Source organism: Nocardioides sp. Z40_12, from assembly GCF_058215795.1.
Map to the genome: position 1 here is coordinate 82,851 of NZ_JBZAJA010000004.1, position 15,272 is coordinate 98,122.

The 15,272-nt window shown below is 71.8% G+C and carries 14 protein-coding genes; 2 read left to right on the plus strand and 12 right to left on the minus strand.

The features are described 5' to 3' along the window. Positions 1 to 4: 4 nt before the first annotated feature. From AC4BG9_RS08960 to AC4BG9_RS08975, 4 genes are all read right to left on the minus strand, one after another. Positions 5 to 2,920, minus strand: a complete 2,916-nt coding sequence (locus AC4BG9_RS08960; protein WP_490570746.1) for an ABC transporter permease subunit — start codon at positions 2,918 to 2,920, stop codon at positions 5 to 7. Then, entirely contained in the window at positions 2,917 to 3,672 is a 756-nt protein-coding gene (locus AC4BG9_RS08965; RefSeq protein WP_490570747.1) for an ABC transporter ATP-binding protein, read from the minus strand. Before AC4BG9_RS08965 ends, AC4BG9_RS08960 begins: the two co-directional genes overlap by 4 nt. Further along, a complete protein-coding gene (locus AC4BG9_RS08970; protein WP_490570748.1) occupies positions 3,650 to 4,960 on the minus strand; it encodes an ABC transporter substrate-binding protein in 1,311 nt (436 codons plus the stop codon). Before AC4BG9_RS08970 ends, AC4BG9_RS08965 begins: the two co-directional genes overlap by 23 nt. A 114-nt stretch (positions 4,961 to 5,074) precedes the next feature. Next, a complete protein-coding gene (locus AC4BG9_RS08975; RefSeq protein ID WP_490570749.1) occupies positions 5,075 to 7,186 on the minus strand; it encodes a hypothetical protein in 2,112 nt (703 codons plus the stop codon). 79 nt (positions 7,187 to 7,265) lie between these two features. On the opposite strand from AC4BG9_RS08975, the gene AC4BG9_RS08980 reads away from it, so the two are divergent. Both AC4BG9_RS08980 and AC4BG9_RS08985 read left to right on the plus strand, forming a co-directional pair. Next, positions 7,266 to 7,937 carry a class E sortase gene (locus AC4BG9_RS08980; RefSeq protein ID WP_490570750.1) on the plus strand — a complete coding sequence of 224 codons (672 nt, stop codon included), beginning with the start codon at positions 7,266 to 7,268 and terminating at the stop codon, positions 7,935 to 7,937. A gap of 1 nt (position 7,938) precedes the next feature. Further along, entirely contained in the window at positions 7,939 to 8,094 is a 156-nt protein-coding gene (locus AC4BG9_RS08985; protein WP_490570751.1) for a hypothetical protein, read from the plus strand. Positions 8,095 to 8,114: 20 nt separating this feature from the next. Here the strand turns inward: AC4BG9_RS08985 and AC4BG9_RS08990 are convergent, their stop codons facing one another. Genes AC4BG9_RS08990 through AC4BG9_RS09025 form a run of 8 tightly spaced genes read right to left on the minus strand, consistent with a single transcriptional unit; the run spans position 8,115 to position 15,197 of the window. Continuing rightward, positions 8,115 to 8,867 carry a maleate cis-trans isomerase family protein gene (locus tag AC4BG9_RS08990; RefSeq protein ID WP_490570752.1) on the minus strand — a complete coding sequence of 251 codons (753 nt, stop codon included), beginning with the start codon at positions 8,865 to 8,867 and terminating at the stop codon, positions 8,115 to 8,117. After that, on the minus strand, positions 8,864 to 9,559 hold the full coding sequence (locus tag AC4BG9_RS08995) for a hypothetical protein (RefSeq protein ID WP_490570753.1): 696 nt from the start codon (positions 9,557 to 9,559) through the stop codon (positions 8,864 to 8,866). Before AC4BG9_RS08995 ends, AC4BG9_RS08990 begins: the two co-directional genes overlap by 4 nt. Continuing rightward, positions 9,559 to 10,362, minus strand: coding sequence for an SDR family oxidoreductase (locus AC4BG9_RS09000; protein WP_490570754.1), 804 nt, complete (start codon positions 10,360 to 10,362; stop codon positions 9,559 to 9,561). The genes AC4BG9_RS08995 and AC4BG9_RS09000 overlap by 1 nt, the downstream gene beginning before the upstream one ends. Beyond that, positions 10,359 to 11,312, minus strand: a complete 954-nt coding sequence (locus AC4BG9_RS09005; protein WP_490570755.1) for a hypothetical protein — start codon at positions 11,310 to 11,312, stop codon at positions 10,359 to 10,361. The genes AC4BG9_RS09000 and AC4BG9_RS09005 overlap by 4 nt, the downstream gene beginning before the upstream one ends. Next, positions 11,309 to 12,049: a hypothetical protein gene (locus tag AC4BG9_RS09010; protein ID WP_490570756.1), complete on the minus strand. Its 741-nt coding sequence runs from the start codon at positions 12,047 to 12,049 to the stop codon at positions 11,309 to 11,311. Before AC4BG9_RS09010 ends, AC4BG9_RS09005 begins: the two co-directional genes overlap by 4 nt. Continuing rightward, positions 12,046 to 13,365, minus strand: coding sequence for an aromatic ring-hydroxylating dioxygenase subunit alpha (locus AC4BG9_RS09015; protein ID WP_490570757.1), 1,320 nt, complete (start codon positions 13,363 to 13,365; stop codon positions 12,046 to 12,048). The genes AC4BG9_RS09010 and AC4BG9_RS09015 overlap by 4 nt, the downstream gene beginning before the upstream one ends. A gap of 10 nt (positions 13,366 to 13,375) precedes the next feature. Beyond that, positions 13,376 to 14,377, minus strand: coding sequence for an alpha/beta hydrolase family protein (locus tag AC4BG9_RS09020; RefSeq protein WP_490570758.1), 1,002 nt, complete (start codon positions 14,375 to 14,377; stop codon positions 13,376 to 13,378). Positions 14,378 to 14,387: 10 nt separating this feature from the next. Then, the gene (locus AC4BG9_RS09025; protein ID WP_490570759.1) at positions 14,388 to 15,197 is read right to left on the minus strand and encodes a hypothetical protein; all 810 of its coding nucleotides are present in this window, start codon (positions 15,195 to 15,197) and stop codon (positions 14,388 to 14,390) included. Positions 15,198 to 15,272 lie beyond the last annotated feature (75 nt).

Genomic DNA, 15,272 nt, shown 5'->3' on the forward strand with positions numbered 1-15,272 from the left:
TGGCTCAGGGGTGGTACTGGGGGGCGTGTGCGGACAGGGGGTCGAGCGGCGTCGTGGGGACGGTCGGGAGCGCGCTCGCGCGGACGGTGGAACGGGAGATCGCGCTCTCGTCGGTGCCGAGGTAGGACCTGATCACCTCGGGATGGTCACGCACCTCGTCCGGGGTGCCGACCGCGACGACCCGGCCGAGGTTCATCGCGACCATCCGGTCGCACAGGTGGGAGAGCAGCGGAAGGTCGTGCTCGATCACGATCATCGTGGTGCCGAGCTCGCGGCGGATCCCGTGCAGCAGCTCGCCGAGCGACTCGCTCTCGCTCTGCGCGATGCCGGCCGACGGCTCGTCGAGGAGCAGCACCCGCGGCTCCAGCGCGAGCAGGCTGGCCAGCTCGACCACCCGGCGCGTGCCGGTCGACAACTCGGAGATCTGCCGGCGGGCGAAGGGGGTGAGGGCCATCCGCTCGAGCAGCTCCGCGGCCTTCTCCTCCTTGCGCCGCTCGGACTCCCGGGCACCCATCATCGCGGTCCAGAGCCGGGACGGCTCGAGCCGCTCCTGGGCCAGCATCAGGGTCTCCTGGACGGTCAGCGTGCCGAAGAGGGCGGCGTCCTGGAACGACCTGACCAGCCCGACGCGGGCCCGTTGCTCGGGCGTGCGGCCGGTCACGTCGCGGCCGCCGTAGCCCACCCGACCGCCGTCGGGGGCGGTGAAGCCCGCGATGATCTCGAAGAGCGTGGTCTTGCCGGCCCCGTTGGGCCCGATGATGCCGACGATCTCGCCCTGGACCGCCTCCAGGCTGACGCCGTCGACGGCCACCACGCCGCCGAAGCGGCGGGAGACGCCGTCCACCGAGAGCACGGGCAGTCCGTCGGGCTGGGGCTCGTGACGACCCTCGGGGCGCAGCCCCTCCAGACGGAGCGTGGAGGAGAGCGGCGAGGGCGGCTTCTCGTCGGTGCCGTACCGGGCCTGCCGCACGTCGATGCCGGCCCGGCGCGCGACGCCGTCCGCCCACCAGTCGCGGGCCCGTGCGATCAGGCCGCCCAACCCGTCGGGCAGCAGCACGACCACCAGGAGCCAGCCGACCGACAGCGCGGCGCTCCCGATAAGGCCCAGGCTGAACATGCTGGGGATGCCGATGATGATGATCGCCCCGAGGATCGGTCCGCCGGTCAGCACGAGCCCGCCCACGACGGCGATCGCCACCACGTCGATGCTCGCCGCGGCCGGGAACGAGTTGACGGTGAGCTGCGTCTGGCCGTGCCCGATCACGGCCCCGCCCAGCCCGGCCACGGCGCCGGAGATCGCGAAGACCTGCAGCTTCCGGATCCGCGCGCTGACCGTGAAGGCCCGCGCCGCGTCCTCGTTGTCACGGATCGCCTGCAGGGTGCGGCCGAAGCCGCTGTGCCGCAGGTTGCCGACCAGCCAGGTGGCCACCACCAGCATCAGCAGCGCGAAGAGGTAGTAGTCGACGGCCAGCGTCAGGGCGTAGCCGAAGACCGTGGGCTTGGATGGCTGGACGCCGAAGCCCAGGAAGCTGTCGAGCCGCAGCAGCCAGCTCGTGGTGGCCAGCGCCAGGGCCAGCGTGGAGACCGCGAGCGCGAGGCCCTGGAGCCGCATCGCCGGGATCCCGACCAGGGCCGAGGAGGCCGCCGCAGCCGCGATGCCGGCGGCCAGGCCGAGGACGAAGCTGCCGGTGTTCTGCACGGCGTGCACCGAGACGGCGGCACCGATGCCGGCGTAGGCGAACTGGCCCAGCGAGAGCTGGCCGGAGACGCCGGTGAGCAGTCCGACGGAGAGGCCGACGAGGGCGAAGCCGACGACGTTGGTCATCGCCGAGGCCGTGGAGTTGGAGACCACGTAGGCGGCGCCGACCGCCGCGCCGATCAGGGTGGCGCCCATGACCCGGGGGAACCAGCGGACCGCCCACAGCCTGCGGTACTCCGCCGGCAGCGGCCTCATCACGATCCGCTGCCAGCCGACCCGTTCGCGGGCGGCGCGGCCCAGGGCGGGCTGGCGGAGCAGCGCGACGACGATGACCAGGCCCAGCGCCAGCGGCACCGCGTTGCGGGTGTCGGGGTTGGAGAGGAGCAGCTGCTCGAGCACGCCGACGCCAAGCGAGGCGACCACGGCGATCGGGATCGAGGACATCCGGGCGATGACGGCACCGGCCAGGCCCTTGAGCAGGATGTCCGGGCCGAGGGTGTCGATCGACTGGCCGGCGGTGGTCGGGGTGACGAGCATGGCGGAGAAGGCCGCGACGGCGCCGGCGATGGCCCAGGCCAGCGTGGCCATCCGACGCGCGGGGATCCCCTCCAGCAGCGCCGCGTCCTCGTCGTCGGCGGCCGCGCGGATGGCGACGCCGATCCGGTGCTCGCGCAGGAACCAGGCCAGCCCGACGAGCAGCACCGGACCGAGGAGGACCATCGCGACGTACGGCGTGCTGATCGTGGTGGCGCCGAGCTCGAACTGCGGCAGGCCGGGCGGGCGCGGGAAGGTGAAGCCGCTGACGCCGTCGGCGTTGATGATGAGCGCGGCGATCAGGATGAACTGGGAGAGCCCCAGCGTGGCGATCATCCCGATCATCGTGGGGCGCCCGGTCAGGCGCCGGACCACCAGCCACTCGATGCCGGCCGCCAGCCCGGCGGCCACCGCCATGGCCAGCACGAAGGAGAGCCAGTACGGCACCCCCCAGTCGGCCGCGAGGAGCCCCAGGATGGAGGCGCCGAAGACGCCGATGGAGCCGTGGGCGAAGTTCACGAACCGGCTCGACCGGTAGACCAGCACCAGGCCGATGGCCAGCAGGCCGTAGGTCAGGCCGGCGAAAAGGCCGAGCAGCAGCCGGTCGACGCCGAAGTCGAAGCCGGCCAGCGAGAACCGCACGTCGGTCACGGCCATCACCAGGGGGACGTCCAGCACGGGACTCATACCGCCTCCGCCACGTGGCCGCCGAGCATCAGCGTCCGGATCCGGTCGGGGTCCGCGGCGAGCGCTGCCGCGGTGTCCTCCGCGATGACCTCGCCCTTCTCCATCACGTAGGCCCGGTGGACCAGGGAGAGGGCGACGTTGACCGACTGCTCGACGACGAGGACCGAGGTGCCCCGTTCGTTGAGCCGGCGCACCAGCTCGCAGAGGCCGCCGACCACGACGGGCGCCAGACCCAGCGAGAACTCGTCGATCACCAGCAGCTCGGGGTCGTTCACGATCGCCTTGGCCAGCGCGAGCATCTGCCGCTCACCGCCGGACAGCGTGGAGGCGGGCTGGTTACGACGGGCGTCGAGCCGCGGGAAGATCACCAGCGCGGCCTCGACGGCCTCCTTGACCCACTTCTTGTCCTTGGCCGCGTAGCCGTGCATCGTCAGGTTGTCCACGACGCTGAGCGAGCCGAAGGTGGACTGCCCCACCACCTGGCTGAGCCCCGCCTGCACCCGCTTGCGCGGCGACCACGAGGTGACGTCGAGACCACCGAGGTGGACCGAACCCGCGCTGGGGGCGAGGAGCCCGCCGATCACCCGGAGGGCGGTGGACTTGCCCACCCCGTTGGGGCCGAGCAGGGCGACCATCTCGCCACGCTCCACCCGGAACGAGGCACCGAAGAGGACCTGGACCGGACCGTAGGACGCGTCGATCCCCTCGCACCTCAGCGCGGGGGCCGCGTCACTTCGTGTCGAAAGGGACATCGTCGCCCTCGTATCGGAAGCACTTGCAGTCCTCGGCGAACCTCATCACCCGGTAGGCCCCCGCGGCGGCGCGGGTGCCGTCGCCCATCGCGTTGCCGAAGCCGGACGCGGTCTGGAAGTCGCCGCCCTCCCGGTCGACGACCTCGCCCCAGGCGGCCGCGTTGAGGGGACCCTCGACGCCGTCCGCGCCGAGCTTGAGCAGCTTGACCGCGTCGCAGTAGGGCAGCGCCACGCGCGCGGCCTCGCGGGTCTCGAAGGTCTCCCCGACCTCGGCGAAGATGTCGAGGCACTCCTGCTCGGCGCCCTCGGCCGGGAACGGCATCACGTCGTCGGCGACGTCCTGGGGCGGGTGGAAGCCGATGCCCACCATGCCCTTCATCGTGTCGCTGGGGACGGTGCCCGGGTTGTTGACGAAGAACGAGGGGTTGTCATAGCTGGAGATCGCGTAGGTGGCGTCGAAGTCCTTCGAGCCGGCGATGGTGGCGAACATCGAGGCCAGCCGGGAACCCCCCAGGAACAGCACCCGGTCGATGCCGGCGGTGGCGAAGGTGATCGCGCCCTGCTCCAGGCCCATGTACAAGGTGCCGATGTCGGTGGTGTCGACCCACGCCACCTCGGCGTCGATCCCGAGCTTCTTCAGCTGCGGCACCCCCTGGTTCTTCACGGTCCGGTCGTTGACCGGCGAGTCGGCCGCCACGATCGCGACCTTGTCGCGGCCCTCGAAGAAGCCCTCCTTGTCGAGCGCCTTGATGTAGGAGGAGACGAAGGCGTCGTACTCGGGGAAGCTCGGGGCCCACAGGTAGGGGGCCAGCTCGTCGTAGAGCGCGCGGTCGTTGGCCACCAGCGAGATGTCGAGCATCAGGGTCTTGCGCTGGGCGTAGCAGGGACGGGCGTTCGACTGGTACTGGCCGGTGAGCACCACCGCGAACGCCTTCTCGTCCTGGGTGACCTCGTTGCAGAGCTGCTCCTCGGTCGCCGGGGAGTCGGTCTCCGCGTCGTACCACCGGAAGACCGCGTCGAGCGAGCGTCCACCGAGGCCGCCGTTGTCGTTGACCCAGTCCTCCAGGGCCTGCACCTGCTTCTCGGGGTCGCCGATCGAGGCGGTCGTGAAGCCGGTCGTCTCCTTGACCTTGTCGAGGTCGACCCCGACGAAGACGACCTTGACCGACTCGTCGGTGGTGCCGGGCCCCGCCGTGGCGGTGTCCACCTCGTCACCACCGCCGGGCATCATGGCGCCGCAGCCCACCAGGGCCAGGGAGAGGGCGGCGCACGTCAGTCCGGAGCGCACTAGCAGCGAGCGGTCTGTGCGTCGTGGACGGCGTTCCCTTGCGTGACCCATGGCTCCCTCTCGATCGGCCGTGGCGAAACTATATACGATATCTGTTTCAGCGCCAGAGCGTCGTCACGCTTTCTGAACAGGCGTGAGCTCCCTGGACGCCATCCACCGGTCCAGGGCTTCGAGATCGATCACCGCGTCGTCCGCGGCCGGGGCAGCATCGGCGGCGGCCCCGACGCCCGTACCGGCGGCACGCGCCGCCTGCAGCTCCCACCACCGCGCGAGGGTGGCCAGGTCGATGACCGCCTCCCCGTCCCGGGCGGGCGGCGCTCCGGCCGCGACCGGGGCCGCGAGGGCCATGGCCAGGTCGGGACTGGTGCGCCGGCTGCGACGCCGCACCGCCCAGGCGATCAGCACCACCCCGAGCAGGTTGACCGCGAGCAGCCCCCAGGGGTAGGTCTGCCAGCTCAGGGCGAAGCCGCCGATCTCGCCGTCACCGATCCGCCCGGTGACCTGGTAGGTCCCGAAGGCACCCGTCGGCAGCGAGATCGGAACCTCGATCACCCGGGTCTCCCCCGGGGCGAGCGTGCCGATCCCGTCGCTGAGGTAGACCGGGTCGGCCTTCTCGTCCTTGCCCACGGCGATGGTCAGCCCCGGAGCACGTGCCTCGTCCTGGCCGACGTTCTCCAGCGTCAGCCTGAGCACCCGCGACGGCGCCCCGCCGAAGAAGTCGCCCAGGTCGGACGAGCCCACCAGCACCGCCTCGGTGACCGCGACCTCCCCGCCTCCGGCCACCGTCTCGGGGGTGCCCGCGACCTCCTCCTCGACCTCCTCCTCGACCTCTCCGTCGACCACGTCGACGTCGAGGTCGAGCGGGGCGGGGATCTCGACCGGCGTCACGACCGACGGGGTCACCGAGCGCGGCACCGTGGTGGGGGGTGCGGCCTGCTGCTGGGGCGGCCCTCCGCCCCCGCCCTTCCGCGGTCCGGCCTTGGCCCCGGGCTCGGAGGCGGTCAGCCCGGCGTCGGCGAGGTCGAGGGTGGCCGAGAGGGCGCCACCCGAGCGCTGCACGGCCCTGATCTCGACGACCTCGCGGCGCGACGCCACCGGGAGCCGGGCGCGGATCCGTCCGCGCGGGCCGGCCTCGACCACCACCCGGGGGCCCATCTGCTTGCCGTCGGCGTCACGCATGGTCAGCCGGACCGGCTTGCCCGGGTCCCACTGGTCCCCCACCAGCCGCCACTTCTTGGGTCCGGCCTTCTCGTGCGGCGAGACCGTCGGCTCACCGAGCAGCTGGACGGGTGTCTCGAGCACCATCGCGACGTCGCCGAGGACCGAGGCGCGCACCAGGCCGTCGCCGGGGACGACGTCGTCCGGCACGGGGATCCAGGCGACCGACGAGCCGTCGGCCGCTGTGGGGACGGTGACCGGGAGTCCGCACGCGGGCGGCACCGCCGGGTCCTCGGCCCCCCCGCACAGCACGAGGTCGACGGGACGCTCGGAGGGGAAGCCGCTCAGGGTCACCCCGATCGTGTCGCCCGCCCGGGCGGCGCCGGCGACCCGCTGGCCGGCGACCTCGGAGACCAGCAGGGCGGTGGCCGGCGAGACGACGAAGGGGGTGGCCACTGCGGGGTCCAGCGGCATGGTGGCCGGATTGACACCGCCGGGCACCCCCTCGGTCTGCCCGTTGCAGACGATCCGCTGCCCGAGGGCCGGCAGGTCGTAGACCACCCCGCGCAGGACCAGGGAGAAGGAGCCCGGCACCGTCAGGGGCAGGGCACCGGTGGCGCTGGTCGCCGGGATCGCGGTCGCCCCGGGGGCGAGCGTGAAGGCCGCGGCCGCCGACGGCAGGGCGGTCCGGACCCCTGCGGAGTCGAGGGCGTCGAGGAGGTACGTCGCCGTCCCCGTCGTCTCCTCCGGCCGGGCGGCGACGGCCGGGCCGCCCGAGGCGGCCACCGTGAGACCCCGGGCGCCGCCCACCGCGGTCGCCCCGCTGGTGGCGAGGCGGACCTCGGGCAGCACCGGCGCGACCGTCCAGGGCTCCAGCTGCGTGCTCACGTCGACGTGTCCGGCAAGGTCCTCGACCCCGGCCATCGGGGCCGGGACGTAGGTCCAGCAGCCACCCGTGGGCACCATCGCGGGCACCTCGGCCGCGGCGCTGCCCGAGGCGAGCCCGGGCACCGCCGAGCCGATGACGACCGCGAGCGCGACGAGGCCGCGGAGACGTCTTTTCGGCATGCACACTCCTGAGCGACTGGACAGCGCGCGGGGACCGGGATCACCCGGGACCGCAGACTCTAGATGATATATTGATGTGGTGTCGAGCACGTGGAAGTCCGCGCCCGCCACCGCCGTGCGTCTCCTCGCCGAGCTGATGCTGACCGCCGGAGCACTCCTCGCGGCCCTCGCCTTCTACCTCCTGGTCTGGACCAACGTGCAGACCAGCTACGCCCAGGCCGGCCACCTCGAGGAGTTCCGCGCCGAGCAGCGCGAGCACCCCCAGGGGCGCAAGGTGGAGCCCCGCACCGGCGACGGCCTCAACGTGCTGCACATCCCCCGGCTCGGCGCCGACTGGGAGTGGGTGGTGGTCGAGGGCGTCGACCTCGAGACGCTCAACGACGGCCCCGGCCACTTCCCCGGCACCGCGCTGCCCGGCAAGGTCGGCAACTACGCCGTCGCCGGCCACCGCGCCACCCACGGCGAGCCGTTCGCCGCCCTCGACCAGCTGGCCGAGGGCGACAAGGTCTACGTGGAGGCGGCGGACGGCTGGTACACCTACCAGGTGACCTGGTCCCGCATCATCGCCCCGACGCAGGTCGACGTCGTCGCCCCGGTGCCCGGCCAGCCCGGCCGCAAGCCCACCGCCCGGACCATGACGCTGGTGACCTGCCATCCACGGTGGGGCTCGACGGAGCGTCTCGTGGTCGGCGCGCAGCTGGTCGAGCGGCGATCCCCCGCGGCCGGTCCCCCGGACGAGCTGGAGGCCTGAGGTGTACGCGTGGATCTGGCGGATGCTGCCGGGCTCGCTCCCGGTCAAGGTCGTGCAGGGCGTGCTGCTGGTGCTGCTCGTGCTGGTGGTCCTCTTCGCGTGGGCCTTCCCCGCCCTCGAGCCCCACCTGCCGATCGACCAGGTCGTCGTGGGCTGAGCCGCGGCCGAGCGGGCGGGTCAGAAGTCCCGCAGCAGAGACCCGTAGCCGTGCAGGCGGTCCTCGATGCCGTTCTCACGCAGCGCCATCCACCAGGTGGCCGCGTTGATCGCGATCACCGGCTTGCCCAGCCAGCGCTCCGCCTCGTCGGCGAGCTCGGTCATGCAGAGGTTGGTGCCGCACTGGACGATCGCGTCCACGTCGTCCTCGTCGACCTCGCACAGCGCCTCGCGCAGGGTCTGCTCGCTCACCTGGGCGATCGACACCGCGCTGGGACAGCTCAGCCCCTTGATGCGACCCACCTCGAAGCCGAGCTCGGTGAAGAAGCGGCGCACGTTCGCGTCCCCGAGGGGGGTGTACGGGGTCACGACCGCGATCTTCCGCGCACCGAACAGGTGCAGCGCGCGCTCGCAGGCCTCCGCGCCGGTGGCCACGCCCAGACCGCCCGACAGCTCCTGGATCTGCTGCACGAACTGGCGGTTGCCCTCCACGCCGTCCCAGAAGGTCTCGGCGCTCATCCCCATCACCAGGTAGTCGGGCTCCATGGTCATGATGCCCTCGACGCAGTCGGCCATCGAGGCCCGGATCTGCTCGAGCAGGGCCTCCATCCCCTCGTCGTCGCCGATCCGACCGTCGCGGATCAGGATCCGCCCGTAGTGGGAGGTCACCCCCGGCACCCGCATCATGTCGAACTCCGGCTGAACGATGGTGTTGGTGCTCGGCGCGATGACGCCGAACTTGCGGCGCCAGCCCAACCGGTCGATCCCGCTCATGCCGTGATCTCCTGCTGCTCGTCGGTGGCCGCCCGTTCGGGACGCCCGGTCAGCTGCTGGTGCAGCCACAGCGCACCCAGCAGGAAGCAGAGCTGCACCGCCGAGTTGGTCAGCTGCTCGGCCCACTGCAGCTCGGCGGACTGGTTCGGTTGCGCGGCCAGGGGCGGGAGCACGTTGGTGCCCAGCACGTAGACCACGAAGAGCACACCCACCGACCTCTTGCCCTGCCGGAAGGCGTGGACCGCCGCCGTCAGCCCCAGGAAGGTGGCGCCCACCGCCGCCGCGATCAGCAGCGGCCAGGTGTCTCCCATCCACAGGGCGCCCACGGCCGCGGCGACGGGGAAGGCGGCGAACGGCCACGGCGTCACCGTGCTGCCGCGGACCGCGCTGAGCAGTGCCCAGGACAGGGCCGCGAACCCGAAGGAGAGGCAGGGGAAGAGGAGGTTCTCCAGGATCGGGTACTCCCAGCACCCGGCGGCCACCAGGAGCTTCCAGACGGCCTTGCCCAGCCCGCCCAGGGTGACCACCAGGGCGCCGGCGAGGGCGACCGGGAAGGCGCTGGGCACCCGCCCGTGCACCGCCCGGGCCACGAAGACCAGGGCCGCGCCGGCCAGCACGACCGGGACGAAGTCCTCGAGGGCGAGCGCGAGGCCGTACTCGGCGCAGACGTCCACCCCGCCGGCGGCCGCCATCAGCGGGCCTCGGCGAAGATGTCGCGCTTGGTGAAGGAGGCCGTCATGAAGCGGCGCGCCGCCTTGCCGCGCGTCAGCCAGGCGACCCGGACGCCGTGCTTGGTCGCGGCCAGGACATGGTCGGCCAGCCAGGGGGTCACCGTCTCGACCCGGTCGCCCAGGATGTTGAAGATCTTCTTGACCTTCTCGAACCCGTCGGGGTCCTCGGCGTAGTCGCCCACCAGCAGGTCGGTGGCCACGATGCCGGGCGAGAGGAACCCGACCTTGACCGGCGTGCCCTTCGTCTGACGCACCAGGGCCTCGGTGAGGTACTGCACGGCTCGCTTGGAGGCGCCGTAGACGGCCATGCCGTCCTGGTGCTCGCCGCGGGAGCCGAAGCCCTCCATGTTCCAGATCCAGCCACCACCGGGCTGCGCGGCCATCCCCTCGGAAGCCACGGCGCAGCCGTTGATCACCCCCGCGACGTTGACCGCCAGCACGGAGTCGACCTCGTCCGGGTCGCTCTCGTGCAGCGGGCCCCGACGGGTGGAGAGACCGGCGTTGTTGATCCACACGTCGACCCGGCCGAAGGTGGCCGCGGCGTGGCCCCAGAGCAGCCGCACGGCCTCCCGGTCGGAGACGTCGGCGGCCAGCCCGGTGGCCCGCTGCCCCGCGCCGAGCTCGGCCAGCGCCTTGGCGACCGCCTCGGGCGTCCGGCCGCAGACGACCACCCGGCACCCGCGGGCCAGCAGCTCACGGGCGAGGCCGAGACCGATGCCACGGGTGCCGCCGGTGACGACGACCACCCGCCCCTCGCCGCTCATCGCGGCTCCCAGGCCAGGGAGCCGTGGACGAAGTGGGTGCTGGTGTCCCCGCGGAACAGCTGCCAGACGACGGCGAGCTCCCGGGTGTCGGGGTCGATGAGGAACTCGCGCCCCTTGATCTTCTCCACCCCCGTCGCGTCCGGACCGACCAGGTGCTGGCTGGTGAAGAGCGCGCGGCCGTAGGCGGTCGCGTTGCCGTAGACCTCGGGACCCTCGTACATCGTGCGCGCCCCGTCGCGGTAGCGGTCGAAGGTGTACTGCCGGTCCAGGTCGCCGACCCAGGTGACGCGCTGGCGTGCGGAGCGCAGCGACGTCGGGTCGTGCTCGATCGTCACCTCGACCTTGCCCTCGCTCACCTGGTCGGCGCCGTTGACGAAGAGCGTCCCGACCCAGGCACCCGCCTGCTTGGTGGGCAGCACCTGGGGCCGCGAGCCGCGCTCCTGCTCCAGCTCGCGCCACTCGTCGACGAACCGCTGCGTCTCCGGGTTGGTCTGCCGGTCCAGGGTCCGCTTGTAGACGCCGTTGAAGACCGCGCACACCGACCAGCCGTCGTGGAGGACCGAGGAGTACACCTGGGTCTCCCCGTCGGCCAGCACCTGGTTCCAGGTGCGCAGGTCGGCCTGCCACCCCGGGGAGTAGTAGTGCGCGTCGACGAAGAGCCCGTAGGGCTGCCCGGTCCCGTAGAAGTCGGGACCGGTGTAGACCCGGTTCTCGTCGGAGTCCACGACGCCGAAGTCGAACTGGGCGCCCAGCTCGAAGCGGCTGCGCAGCGGGCCGGAGCCCGACAGCCTGGACTCCATCCAGTAGCGGGTCCCCTGCTCGGTCACCTCACTGGCACGGGCGATTGACTCGAAGCCGACGTGGTTGCCCTGCGCGTCGAAGAGGCCGGGGATCCCGTGCCACTCCCCCTCGATCCGCTTCTGCCACTCACTGGCCTCGGCCTGTGTCATGCCGGCAGCTCGTTGCTCACCAGCTGCGCCCGGATCCCCTCGGCCACGGGCTCGGTGATGAGGCGGGAGATCTGCGCCCACACCTTGTCCACCTCGGGGCTGAAGAGCAGGGCCCGGTTGCGGGCGTCGCGCGCGGCCAGGTCGGTGTCGGCCAGGTCGGCCTGCACCTCGGCCGGCACCTCGCCCTCGACCAGCGAGAACCAGTGCTCCAGGTAGGCGGCGACCGGCTTGTCGAGCTGGCCGAAGGCCTCCGGGGTGGCGCGGCTCGCCAGCATCCAGGCCGACATCACGGTGAGCTGGCGGTTGTCCAGCTCCGCGCGGGAGAGGCCGTCGAGTGCGACGACCTCCTTGTAGCTGTCGGTCAGCGGGGTGTGCGCCCAGTCGTTGTAGACCATGTGGGTCCCCGCATCGGCCCGCTGGATCAGGTCGAGGTGGAAGGCCAGGTGGCCGCCCGCCGCGACCGAGTCCAGGGTGAAGTGCGGGACCGGGCTGTCCTCGGGCATGAAGGCGAAGACCATGTGGCTGTCGAGCCCGATCTGCGGCACCACGATCCCCACGTAGACGGCCTTGGCGATCCGGTCGCCGGAGAAGATGCGCACCGACCCGACCGGGTCGGGGCCCATCGCGGAGTGCAGGACCTGGTAGGCCCCGCCGTCCGCGCCGGTGACCTCGGTGAGGCCACCGCGGGCGACCAGGGTCTCGAGGGTGCTGGTGCAGAGGGCTTCGGGGAGGCTCATGCCTTCACTTCCTTGTCCTGGGCGGAGTCCTGGGCGGAGTCCTGCGCGGAGTCCTGCGCGGGGTCCTGGATGGGGTCCTGGATGGGTGCCGGGGTCGGCTGGTCGGCGGTCGGCGGCTCCGGGTCGTCCATCACGAGCCGGCGCTCCTTGCGCAGCGGCACCTCGGACTCTCCGCGACCCATCCGCAGCTCGCGGCTGCGGACCTCCTTGTAGTTCCAGGCACTGGCGAGCTCGGGGACCTCCTTGCGCACCGGCGACGGGATGACCCGCGCCTCGACCCGGGCCGGACCCTCACCGACGATGGTGTTGTCCTCCACGCCCCACCCGGCCTCGATCAGCTCCTGGCGGCGACGGCGGTACTTGATCGCGTTGTAGTCGCTCTTGACGTGCAGCTCGGCGGAGAGGTCGAACGGCAGCAGCTCCGGGCGGACGGCGTCGACGATGGCCTGGTCCTCGTAGAGGACCTTGAAGATGCGACGACGGGCGTCGCGGTCGGCCCAGGCGCCCTTGAAGAAGGACCGCAGCGCGACGAACTTGACGAGGGTGGTCTCCTCGTCGATCGGGATGTTGACGTCGAAGATCTTCAGCGCCCCCATCGGGGTGCCGATCTCGAGCAGGATCATGTTGGGCAGCCACCAGGTGGTGGAGACCGGCACCGGAGGCCGGTCGGCCAGGGCCTGCTTGTTCGGGTTGATCATGCCCCACAGGCCCTTGGAGCGCGGCGGGTTGAGCTCGATCGACACCTTGCAGTGCCACTCGGACTCCTCGATCTGGAACTCGGGGACCTCGGGCTTCTCCTTGTTGCCGAAGACGCCGCCGTGCACGAACGGCGTGTGCGCGACGTCCACGCCGTTCTCGAGGATCCGCTCGTAGTTCGACTTCCACAGGAACTGTCCGGTGACGGCGCGGTAGTTGACGTCGTCGTCGATGACCGACCAGTCGGGGAGCGGCGGCCGCTCCTCCTCCGGCAGGTCGCCCATGTAGACCCAGACGAACTTGTACTTCTCCTGGGTCGGGTAGGAGTCGACGCGCGCCTTGCGCGGGATGCCCTTGTCGGGGTGCGCCGGGATCGTCTCCACGACGCCCTCGGGGTTGTACTCCCAGCCGTGGTAGGGGCAGACCACGCAGTCGCCCTTGAGCTCACCGTCGGAGAGCGCCGCACCACGGTGCACGCACAGGTCCGAGAGCGCCACGACGGAGTTGTCGCTGTGCTTGCGGTACAGCACCAGCTGCTGACCCAGGAGCTTGACCTTCATCGGCTTCCCGGGCTTCACGTCGGAGCTGAACTCCACCGCGTACCAGAAGTTCTTGAACATTCGGTTCCTCCTAGCGACGACTTACGTCGGCGATCTCGGGTCTGCGATGGTCGTCCCATCGATCCAGCGCGGCCTTGGACTCGGTGTCACCGATGAGCCCGGCAGCGAAGAATGTGGTCACGAGCTCGGCGAGCACGCCGCGCAGGTGATCCTGGTCGGCGTGGGTGGGCTCCTCCAGGAAGCCGCGCGCCGATGTCGCGTCCTCCGGAGCCGCCGGCAGCATGTGGCCGGCTCCGGCGAGCCTCACCAGCCATGCCTCGGCGGCCAGGGGCAGCGCCTCGCGCCAGGTCCGCTGCACCGGGTCGTGGCCGGGCGCGCCGGCCTCCTCCCCGTAGCGGACGGCACTGGCGGCGACCACGCCGTCGGCCGTGCCGGCGACGAGCATCACGGCCGCCTCGGTCGGGGAGGCCAGCAGCGTGCCCGCCTCGAAGCCGAGCTGCTGGGAGGCCATGGTGTGGGCACCGTAGGTGACCACCGCGCGGATCTGGGGGAACCAGGCCGCGCGAGCCGACTGGAGCGCCACCGTGCCGCCCGCGGAGTGGCCGAAGACGCCGACCCGGTCCAGGTCCAGGAGACCGGCCAGCGGGCCCGCCTCCTGCGCCCCCGACAACGCGGACAGCACGGCACCGAGCGCGGGCGTGGTCGGACGCGATCCGTAGCTCTCGGGCGTGACCGCCTCGAGGTCGACGCCGGGGGTGAGCCCGTGCTGGCCGGGGAAGAGCTCGCCGACCCAGTCGAAGGTCACGCAGACCATGCCGGCCCGGGCGAGCGTGACGGCCAGCTCCAGGTATCCGGAGGAGGCCACGTTGATCCCGGGCAGCACGACGACGACCGGGTAGGGAGCGCCGACCGGGTCGGCGGGCAGCACGCCGCTCATCCGCTCGAGCTCGGTGCGCGCCGCGAGCGCCGGGTAGCGCACCGTGACGTGCATCGTGTCGAACGGCGCCGCCGCGCCCGGCACGCGCACGGCCGTGCGGTGGCTGCGCACCAGTCCCGGGTCGGCGATGTCCATGGAGCTGCCCTCAGCGCTGGTGGGGCCGGGGAAGCTGACGGTCCCCGCCCCAGAGGGCACGCACCAGCTGCTGGGTCATCTCCGGCCCGAAGAACCGGTCCCCCATCTCGTTGGCGGGGTCGCGCTCCGCGATGTTGCGGCGCACCAGCTCGTCCTGGGCGGCGAGCTCGGCCTGCTCCTCGGCGGGGACCTGCCGGGCCTCGTCGACCCATCCCAGCCAGCGGTCGAGGTGACGCTCGGCCAGCTCGGTGACGAGCTCGGTGGTGCGGCTGTCGCCCGGGCCCATCATGCAGTAGGCGGTCGGCGAGAGGCTGGCGCGCACGAAGGCGCTGCGGCTCACGAAGGGCTCCAGCCAGTCGTTCTCCGCCTGGACCCGCTCCCACTCCGCGTTGAGCGGCTCGTAGTAGGCGTCGAAGGACTCGGTGTCGACCAGCAGGTTGGACCGCGGCACGGAGTCGAGGAAGAGCCACCCCTGCGGGAAGGCGCCCAGGGCCATGCCGAAGTGCGGTACCCGCACCTGCGGGCCGAGCCAGATGGTCAGGTGCACGTTGACGAAGCCGGCGGCGGCGTTCTCCATGTGCGAGTGGACCATCCAGTCGATCTCGGGCCCGGAGTAGCCGCGGACGCTGCCCGAGGGCCCGTTCTCGCTGGTGAACGCCTCCAGCTCCAGGGTCGAGGGGTCGCGCTCGAGGGCGAACCGCTCCTGCACCTTGGCGCTGAGCCGGTCGACCAGCGCCTTCCAGTCGGCGAAGAGCGCCGTGACGTCGGTCGGCCCGGCGTCGTCGAAGTACTCCTGCACCGACTTGAGGTTCTGGGTCATGCGTCTCCCTCTCGTGAACTGCCTGCTCAAATAATATATTCTATCAACATCGCCCGTGAGGCAACGGCCCAGCGA

What these genes read in the sequence shown, in the direction of transcription:
- AC4BG9_RS08960 (WP_490570746.1), bottom strand. Translation starts at nt 2,920, where the DNA reads ATGAGTCCCGTGCTGGACGTCCCCCTGGTGATGGCCGTGACCGACGTG.
- AC4BG9_RS08965 (WP_490570747.1), bottom strand. Translation starts at nt 3,672, where the DNA reads ATGTCCCTTTCGACACGAAGTGACGCGGCCCCCGCGCTGAGGTGCGAG.
- AC4BG9_RS08975 (WP_490570749.1), bottom strand. Translation starts at nt 7,186, where the DNA reads ATGCCGAAAAGACGTCTCCGCGGCCTCGTCGCGCTCGCGGTCGTCATC.
- AC4BG9_RS08990 (WP_490570752.1), bottom strand. Translation starts at nt 8,867, where the DNA reads ATGAGCGGGATCGACCGGTTGGGCTGGCGCCGCAAGTTCGGCGTCATC.
- AC4BG9_RS08995 (WP_490570753.1), bottom strand. Translation starts at nt 9,559, where the DNA reads ATGGCGGCCGCCGGCGGGGTGGACGTCTGCGCCGAGTACGGCCTCGCG.
- AC4BG9_RS09000 (WP_490570754.1), bottom strand. Translation starts at nt 10,362, where the DNA reads ATGAGCGGCGAGGGGCGGGTGGTCGTCGTCACCGGCGGCACCCGTGGC.
- AC4BG9_RS09005 (WP_490570755.1), bottom strand. Translation starts at nt 11,312, where the DNA reads ATGACACAGGCCGAGGCCAGTGAGTGGCAGAAGCGGATCGAGGGGGAG.
- AC4BG9_RS09010 (WP_490570756.1), bottom strand. Translation starts at nt 12,049, where the DNA reads ATGAGCCTCCCCGAAGCCCTCTGCACCAGCACCCTCGAGACCCTGGTC.
- AC4BG9_RS09015 (WP_490570757.1), bottom strand. Translation starts at nt 13,365, where the DNA reads ATGTTCAAGAACTTCTGGTACGCGGTGGAGTTCAGCTCCGACGTGAAG.
- AC4BG9_RS09020 (WP_490570758.1), bottom strand. Translation starts at nt 14,377, where the DNA reads ATGGACATCGCCGACCCGGGACTGGTGCGCAGCCACCGCACGGCCGTG.
- AC4BG9_RS09025 (WP_490570759.1), bottom strand. Translation starts at nt 15,197, where the DNA reads ATGACCCAGAACCTCAAGTCGGTGCAGGAGTACTTCGACGACGCCGGG.